The 8,487-nt window shown below is 46.2% G+C and carries 8 protein-coding genes; 5 read left to right on the forward strand and 3 right to left on the reverse strand.

The window, feature by feature from the left end; genetic code table 11:
- Nucleotides 1–6: 6 nt before the first annotated feature.
- A complete protein-coding gene (locus K8R76_11175; GenBank protein MCD4848734.1) occupies nucleotides 7–915 on the reverse strand; it encodes a glycosyltransferase family 2 protein in 909 nt (302 codons plus the stop codon).
- The gene (locus K8R76_11180) at nucleotides 912–2,033 is read right to left on the reverse strand and encodes a M23 family metallopeptidase (protein MCD4848735.1); all 1,122 of its coding nucleotides are present in this window, start codon (nucleotides 2,031–2,033) and stop codon (nucleotides 912–914) included. The genes K8R76_11175 and K8R76_11180 overlap by 4 nt, the downstream gene beginning before the upstream one ends.
- A gap of 47 nt (nucleotides 2,034–2,080) precedes the next feature.
- Between K8R76_11180 and K8R76_11185 the strand changes: the two genes are divergently transcribed.
- From K8R76_11185 to rsgA, 5 genes are all read left to right on the forward strand, one after another.
- Nucleotides 2,081–3,457, forward strand: a complete 1,377-nt coding sequence (locus K8R76_11185) for a sigma-54 dependent transcriptional regulator (protein MCD4848736.1) — start codon at nucleotides 2,081–2,083, stop codon at nucleotides 3,455–3,457.
- Nucleotides 3,450–5,432, forward strand: coding sequence for a response regulator (locus tag K8R76_11190; protein MCD4848737.1), 1,983 nt, complete (start codon nucleotides 3,450–3,452; stop codon nucleotides 5,430–5,432). The genes K8R76_11185 and K8R76_11190 overlap by 8 nt, the downstream gene beginning before the upstream one ends.
- 65 nt (nucleotides 5,433–5,497) lie before the next feature.
- Nucleotides 5,498–6,787 carry a phosphopyruvate hydratase gene (gene eno / locus K8R76_11195; GenBank protein MCD4848738.1) on the forward strand — a complete coding sequence of 430 codons (1,290 nt, stop codon included), beginning with the start codon at nucleotides 5,498–5,500 and terminating at the stop codon, nucleotides 6,785–6,787.
- Nucleotide 6,788: 1 nt separating this feature from the next.
- A complete protein-coding gene (locus K8R76_11200) occupies nucleotides 6,789–7,103 on the forward strand; it encodes a septum formation initiator family protein (protein MCD4848739.1) in 315 nt (104 codons plus the stop codon).
- Between the two features lie 47 nt (nucleotides 7,104–7,150).
- Nucleotides 7,151–8,020 (forward strand): ribosome small subunit-dependent GTPase A, encoded by an 870-nt coding sequence (gene rsgA / locus K8R76_11205; GenBank protein MCD4848740.1) that lies wholly within the window; start codon nucleotides 7,151–7,153, stop codon nucleotides 8,018–8,020.
- Here the strand turns inward: rsgA and K8R76_11210 are convergent.
- Nucleotides 8,021–8,487: hypothetical protein (locus tag K8R76_11210; protein ID MCD4848741.1), on the reverse strand; the 467-nt coding region annotated here is incomplete at its 5' end.

Here is an 8,487-nt window from a genome sequence, read left to right on the forward strand (position 1 = left end):
TCAAACTCAATTGTTTTTCCATGTCAACCTTATAGCTTTCCGACAATACGGTACGGTATAGCGGATATCTTGTTTTCGCTTACCTGGTTTAAACAGTCCGGCAGACAGCCTGCAAGAATGAAGCATGGTCATAAAAATTCTGAAACCGGTTACAGCGCCGTACTTTCCATGTTTTCTGAGAAATCGCATTTTCTCCGGAATATACCTCAGCCATGTTTCCTGTCCAAACATCTGACGAGCCGCTACTCCTTCCAGGTGAACAACCTGAGCATCCGGAACAAACCACACTTCCCAGCCGGATCTGTTCAATCTGTACTGCAGATCTGTCTCTTCATGATAAAAGAAATAGTCTTCATCGAATAACCCTGTATCCAATAGAGCTTCTCTGCGAAACGCCATGACTGCTCCTACAAGCCAGTCAACCTTCTTCTCCTTCAGATGTGAAGAGTGAATCGCTGTTTTCTTCTTAAGAAAAGGCAGATGCTCTTTTATCAGTTTTCCAGGAAAAGGAAAATCTCTCATGGATGGTTGAAGTGATCCGTCGGGCCATAGAAGTCGGGGTCCGGTCATGCCTGCTTCCGGATGTCTCTCAAGAGCATCAACAAGCAATTTCAGGCTTCCAGGGGTGAAAATCGTATCATTGTTTGCCAGAACAAGTATTTCATCATCGGTATTGTTAATAACACGATTCGCTCCAGCCGCAAAACCAAGATTTTTCTCCGCTCTCAGCAGGGAAAACCAGGATCTTTCCCCAAAATCCCTTTCCGCAGCTCTGTCGGAACCATCCGTGGAACAGTTATCCAGAACAATCAGTCTGGCCTGCAGCTCTATCAATTGCGGAGCAAGAGAGTTGATCATATCATGCAATACTTCATTACCATTCCAGTTCAGTGTAATTACTGTGATTCCGCTCATTCCACTGCTCCTTGTATCTGTTCGTCACACATATCCCGGAATCGTAAAAAAGCATCCATATCAGAGACAGGGAGATTCCTCCGGTGAGAACTGTAAAACAGGTATGGGTCGATTGGATTACCGTTCTCATCGTTTATCTGATAATGCAGGTGAGGTGAAGTTGATGTTCTTCCGGTTGTTCCTACATAGCCGATTGTATCTCCCCTCTGAAGCGTTACACCGGAAACAACACCGTCTGCAATTGCGTTCAGGTGAAGAAAAATCTCTGAATAACCGATACCAATACTGATTTCCACGCAATGTCCATTATACTCATAATTCCAGTCTGTCCTTGTCACGGTTCCACCTCTGCAGGTTCGTACCGGTGTGCCTTCGGGAGCTTTGTAGTCTACTCCGGCATGGCTGTGATTACCTCTGGGTTCACCGTAGGGACCGGTCATTTCTTCAAATGTGGTGATCGGCATGTAATTCAGGAACCGCATGACTTCAGTCCCATCAGCATAATAATGTGATGCCCAGTTATCACCTGTCATCCGGAAACTGTATACTGACAATGGATTATTCGAAGTGCCTTCCTTTGGCACATAATGAAGCGCAACAACCTGGTTTTCCCTGCCGGTCACGCCGTACAGCACATAGAGAGAATCTCCTGCGTTCATACCTTTCCATGGATCTGTGTCCCACCACATACATCGCACGATGTGAGCGCCGAGGATATCAGAATATTCAACTTCATCCTGAAGGCTGACATAAATGGAACCGTTGATCTCTACAGCTAATCTGTTCCATTGATATTCCTGTACAATGGAATCAGTCCGGGGAATCTCTAACGTATCAGGTATCAGTGAATCCGGAAGAGTTATCAACGAATCAGGTGTAAGAATTGTATCAACAGAATCATCCATCGCAATAACACTAATTTGATCAGGGGAAATTGAAGAGCTGTCAGAACCCGGCAGTTCGGTGGAAACGGTGTGTTTCGGCAGAACATCTATCGCCCGAATGATAATCTCCCCTTCTTCAGGTCTACTCCTGCAGGAGGCAGAAATAAGGAAGAGCAAGGAAAGAAAGATTCCTGTTACAAGCATAGCTTTACTGGTCTTGTGACTCTTCGTCAAAATATTGACATCTCTCGGGATTGTGTTACCATACATACATCATGAATATGAATAATACGAAGAAAAGCAGAATACTGGTAATCGATGATGAAGTATCAATTACGTCTTCTCTCAAGAGAACTCTTGAGTTGTCCGGATATCAATGTGATACGGCTAACTGCGGGAGAGCTGCCCTTCGTATGCTCAGAGAGAAGAACAACTTTGACCTCATTATCACTGATATCAGGCTTCCTGACATCTCCGGCATTGAAATTCTGGATATAGTCAGAGCTAAATATCCTTTCCTTCCGGTGATAGTGATAACAGGTTACGCCAGTATCGAGAGTACAAAGGAAGCTATCCGCAAAGGCGCGGTTGATTACCTGCCCAAACCATTCACTACCGGAGCTCTGATAAACTCGGTCAGCAACACTCTGAAATCCTCGAAGAAAAGGCATCAATACAAGGATCTTTATGAGATTGTCTACCAGAGTACCTGCATGGAAGAAATCCTGGATATGGTCACGAGGGTGGGGAAAGCGGAGAGCACAATTCTTGTTACAGGAGAAAGCGGCACAGGTAAGGAATTGATAGCAAGAGCAATTCACCGCAATTCCAGACGCTCAAAACAGCAATTCGTCTCCGTCAATTCAGGCGCAATTCCAGAAGGACTTCTGGAGAGTGAGCTGTTCGGGCATGTAAAAGGAGCTTTCACCGGTGCGATAACTACATCTCACGGCAGGTTTCATGTAGCGGATGGAGGCTCACTCTTCCTTGATGAGGTCGGCAATATGAGCCTGGCCATGCAGGTTAAACTCCTCAGGGTACTTCAAAACGGTGAATTTTCTCCGGTAGGAAGCTCTGATATTATTAAAACAGATGTCAGATTGGTCGCGGCGACGAATATGAATCTTGAACAGGCCATCAGCAACAAAACTTTCAGAGAGGATCTTTATTACAGGTTGAATGTAATTGAGATCCACATACCTCCACTCAGACAGAGGACTGATGATATTCTGCCGCTTTCGGAATTTTTCCTTTCGAGAATGTCAGGTTCGGAGCACTCAAAAAAACTTTCTCTTTCCTCAAACGCTGTTTCAGCACTTCTGTCCTACAATTGGCCTGGCAATGTGCGTGAGCTGGAAAATACCATGGAGCGAGCATCTGTTCTATGTGATAGCGAACAGGTAGAGCTGCATGATCTTCCGGACAGAATCACATACTCGAAAGAAGATCTTCCCGATCTGACTCCTACAGCGGAGCAGATGAATTTAGACTCACTGTTGAACAGCATTGAAAAGCACTATATCATTAATGCGCTGAAGAAGAGCGGTGGAAATAAAACCAGCACAGCGAACATGCTCGGACTGAAACGAACTACTCTTCTTGCGAGGATGAAACAGTACAATATTCAGAGGGATACAGGTAAACATCAGGATGAGTGAAAACGCCAGAATTCTTGTTGTCGATGATGATATTTCTATCAGAACACTCTGCAGAGAAGTCCTTGAATTGCAGGATTTCGAAATCGATGAAGCGGAGAACGGCAGCATAGCGTTGAAAACCATGCAGACTACCTCTTTCAGCCTTGTCCTCAGTGATATTATGATGCCGGATATGGGCGGGCTGGAGCTGGCTTCTGAAATTCGTGTAAAGTATCCCGATACCCTGGTTATTCTGATTACCGGTCACGGATCAATCGACCTTGCAAAAGATGCTATACAGAGGGGTGCTTTTGACTTCATAACCAAGCCTTTCTCGATGGTGGAGCTGAGCCAGACTGTTGGAAGAGCCCTTGAGTTCCGGAAAAAACAGCTGTCGGTTCTTCCCTCTCCGGAACTTAAGGATCTTTACAATCTTACGGTGAACATCAATATCTCGAAACACTCCCGTCAGGCATTTCTGGAAACTCTTGTTCAAGCGCTGGAGCACACATTCAGAGGAGACTCCGCAAGAATATATCTTGCGAGTACACCGGGTGATAGCAGTGTTGCTAAAATCTGTGAATTTGGGAAAGAAGATCTTCTCACTGACAATGAATGGAAATCTTTCAGCCGAAAAGCTCTAAACGTTGAAGGAGGTATTCTTGCAGGGGAATACACTGATCTTCCCCTTCCGGAGAACTCTGCAGTATCATCTCTCATGGCTGCTGCCATACCCAGTCCTGATGGTAACCTTGGGGTCTGCATGGTCGCCAGATCTTCAATACCAGCCTCTTTCACAGTCAGAGATCTTAAGTTATTGGGTCTTTTCGCGGCACAAGCCGGGAATCAGTTAATGAACTACAGGCTTACTTCAAATCTTCGCGGCCATGCTGAAAACCTGGCACAGGTGAACATTCTTGCGGGAGAATTTTCATCTTCACTTGATACAAAGCATGTGCTGGCATCTATTGTCAAAGGACTGAGAACGATGATTCCGTTTGATCTGTTTGGTGTCTTTCTCAGCGGGAAGGATATGCTCCCCTTGAGTTACACTATGGTCAGATCTGATATACCTGAGAAGATCCTCAACTCCAACCTTCGTGAACTCCTTGAACAGACTCAGGAACCTGTAACTGTCAGTCAATACCTCGATAGCGGTATTAGAGATTCGTTTGCCTGCGCCAGAGTTGCTGACTGGGAATCTGATCCGAATCTTGAAATTCTTGATCTGAGCAAATTCGGGAGTTTAAAAGGAATGATGGTCCTTGCGAACTGGTCTCATGAGAAAATACTCTTTCATGACAGCTCCTATCTGTCAATTCTTGTGCGACATGCGGCAATGGCTCTCAGCAACGCCTATTTATTCGAATCAAGTGAAACGAATTATACCCAGGCTATCTTCGCTCTTGCCAGCGCGGTTGACGCGAAAGATCCATATACAAGCAACCATTCAAGAAATGTAGCGGCTTATGTAATGGCGATTGCATCTCACCTGCATCTTCCTGTCAGAGAAATCAAGCTTCTGCACCATGCGGCGCTGCTGCATGACATTGGCAAGATCGGCATACCCGAGTCAATACTGAACAAGACAGGAAAACTTACATCTAAAGAATACGATATTATCAAAATGCATCCTGAAACCGGTTATAGAATCCTGAGACCTGTCACAGCTTTTGGTAGTTTTATCAATATTGTAAGGTATCATCATGAACGGTACGATGGTGGAGGATATCCATCTGGTCTCGAAAAAGAAAACATCCCACATCACGCCCGAATTCTTGCTGTTGCTGACTGCTTTGATGCTATGACTTCCGACAGAATCTATCGAAAAGCTCCAGGAGTTAAGTACGCGCTCAGTGAAATACGGAAAAACATCGGCTCTCAGTTTGATCCGGCGGTTGCTGAGGCATTTCTGGATATACTTGAAACAAGAACGCCTGAAAGCATAATAGGCGAATACATCTCCAGAGGAGTTAACAGATTCTCTTTTTCATGATATTCCCCGCGAAACAGTATATTTGATGATTGTGCTCTTAACTATTTTACCGGAAAGGATCATCGATGCCTGATATTGTAGAGATTCGCGCTCGGCAAATACTTGACTCAAGAGGAAATCCAACCGTTGAAGCTGAGGTTTTCCTCCTCAACGGCGGATGGGGCAGAGCTTCCGTCCCGAGCGGCGCCTCAACCGGTGAACACGAAGCCGTTGAATTAAGGGATAGAGAAGAAGCTTATGGGGGAAAGAGTGTTCTTAAAGCTGTTGAGAACATAGAAATGCTGATAGCGCCTGAAATATCAGGACTCTCCGCTCTGAATCAGGCTCGCGTTGATAGGATCATGATTGAGCTTGACGGTACTGCTAATAAGGAAAAGCTGGGCGCGAATGCTACACTTGCTGTCTCAATGGCCGTCTCCAGAGCTGCTGCCAGCCATCTGGGGCTTCCTCTGTATCGATATCTGGGTGGCCCTTCCGCAAGGCTTCTTCCGGTGCCGGGCATGAACATTCTCAATGGTGGAAAACATGCGTCAAACCCAATAGATCTTCAGGAGTTCATGATTGTACCCGCGGGTTTCAAAACATTCAGCAGAGCGCTTCAGGCAGGTACCGAGATCTTTCACGCACTGAGAAAACAATCCTCTGACATGGGGCTTCCAACAACCGTAGGGGATGAAGGCGGCCTGGCTCCGGATCTGCCTTCAAATGAAGCGGCTCTTGATTTCATAATGAAGGGGATCCTTGATGCCGGATACACACCGGGAGAAGATATCTTTCTGGCTCTTGATCCCGCAGCCAGCGAGATGTACCATGACGGTAAATACTATATGCACGGGTGTGACCCCTCCGGCCTCACTTCAGAAGAGATGGTCTCCTACTGGGAGAAGCTTGTCCGCAGCTTCCCAATCGTAAGTATTGAAGATGGGCTTGCTGAAGATGACTGGTCCGGATGGGAACTCATGACCAGGCAGCTGGGACAGAGTATTCTCATAGTCGGTGATGATCTGCTGGTTACAAATGAGGAAAGGCTGCACAGAGGGATACGGACTGAAGCCGCAAATGCAATACTTATTAAACTTAATCAGATAGGTACCGTAACGGAGACCATGAACACGGTCAATCTTGCTCACAGAAACGGGTGGAAGACATTTATCAGCCACAGAAGCGGAGAGACCGAAGATACTTTCATCAGTGATTTCTCCGTAGCTGTGAATTCAGGACTCATCAAGACAGGTTCCGCCTGCAGAACTGACAGGGTTGCCAAATACAATCAGCTTCTTCGTATAGAAGAAGATCTTGGCGACCAGGCGCTGTTCAGGGGAATCGACATCCTGCCTCTTTCGTCAGGGGATTAACTTGAAAAAGACGGGAAGAAATCGAAGGCTGTTCTATGTAATACTGGTCTTTGTTTTTGTCCTTGTCGTAGTGATCCTGGTTTTCAACAGACATGGTTTCATCTCTCTGACGAAGCTCCGGAATGATATTGAGAATATCTCTCTTTCAATTGACAGCCTGCAGCAGCAGGTGGATATGATGAATACGGAAATCGAGCAGCTTTTATCTGACTCCGCTTATATGGAAAAGATGGTCAGAGAAATACTCGGCTGGGGACGAGAAGGGGAGCATATTGTAAGGTTTATCAGACCGGACTCGTCCGGAGTAACCTTCTGAAACAGACGCGCTTTGCCTGCAGGATCTCCTCCGTCGGGAGGAGAGGTGTGCTGATCATTGATGAACAGGGAAATGAGATAAGCGCTATATCCGCCGGTCGGGTTTACCATGGAATGAAACCTGTACCGGGGGATAATGCGTATGCCGTACGTGTTGATGATCAGGTGCTTGTTGAGGAAATTCTTCCGAGAAGCGGTATTCTTCAGCGCCCTTCCCCTCTCGGAAGATCCACTCAGATCATAGCCGCAAATGTTGACAGGGTTCTTGTCATGGTTTCACTCAAGAATCCTCGATTCAGCGCAGGATTCGTTAATAGAGCTCTGGTATCCACCGAATGGAGAAAGCTTCCGGCAACAATTGTACTGAATAAGATGGATCTTTGCACTGGTGATGCTGACAGGAGCCTGAAAGAGAAGATTCTGACAGTATACGGTCAGGGCGGTGCGGGTTATCCTGTTTTCCCCCTGAGCTGTGAAACAGGATCGGGTGCCGATCTGCTGCTTCAGCACATCAAAGGGGCAACGGTTGTTATGACAGGACCGAGCGGTTCGGGAAAGACTTCACTTGCAAAATGTTACAATCCCTCTCTGGACCTCAGAATCGGCGGACTCAATCCAAAGACCAGCAAGGGAAAGCACACAACCGTTTCGGCGCGGCTCGTTCTGCTTGAGGAGAAAACAACTCTAATCGATACACCGGGACTGAGAATGTTCTCAATTGAGAATATCCCTGGAAATGAACTTCAGTTCTGCTTTCCGGAATTTCTCCCGTTTATCGGGAAATGCAGATTCAGGGACTGTATTCATATGTCAGAACCCGGCTGTGCGGTAAAAGCAGCGTTTGAAAACGGAACAATCAACGTGGATCGATATAACGCCTACAGAAAATTCATTGAAGAAGCTTCGTCCGAAAAATAACTACAGTCTTTTGCTTTTACGGAATTTCAGATCTCTCCTGATCTCCCGGAATAACTTTTGCCAGACCTGCCATTCCTCCGGCTTTTCCATTTTCAGAGAATGGATATTTTCTCTGACAATCAGAAAACCGAACAGGAAAATAAACGCAACAGCAAAGACCTCTATCCAGATATAGAGCTTTTTGGGCCTGCTTTTCCAGCCTGGATGCCTTGGCGGATCAAGTACGCGCACTGAAGGATTCTCGCGGTTTTCATCTGCTATGGCCTGCTGAAGGCTGATATGGATAGCGCTTGTCAATTCAAGTGCCATTTCATACTCCGCTCGGAGGGAGGCGTACCGGAACTGAATATTCGGCAGTTCCTCGAGAGATACTGAAGGCATAACGCTCTCATAACCTGGAGGGGCTATGCCTGTTTCCAGCATTTCAATTATTCCAAGAAGTTCATCCGCTTCACGATCTTTCAGAA

Source organism: Candidatus Aegiribacteria sp. (genome assembly GCA_021108435.1).
Classification (GTDB): domain Bacteria; phylum Fermentibacterota; class Fermentibacteria; order Fermentibacterales; family JCC-6; genus Aegiribacteria.

Excerpts from the sequence above, each read along its gene's own strand:
- K8R76_11175 (MCD4848734.1), bottom strand. The coding sequence starts at position 915 with ATGAGCGGAATCACAGTAATTACACTGAACTGGAATGGTAATGAAGTA.
- K8R76_11185 (MCD4848736.1), top strand. The coding sequence starts at position 2,081 with ATGAATAATACGAAGAAAAGCAGAATACTGGTAATCGATGATGAAGTA.
- K8R76_11190 (MCD4848737.1), top strand. The coding sequence starts at position 3,450 with ATGAGTGAAAACGCCAGAATTCTTGTTGTCGATGATGATATTTCTATC.
- eno (MCD4848738.1), top strand. The coding sequence starts at position 5,498 with ATGCCTGATATTGTAGAGATTCGCGCTCGGCAAATACTTGACTCAAGA.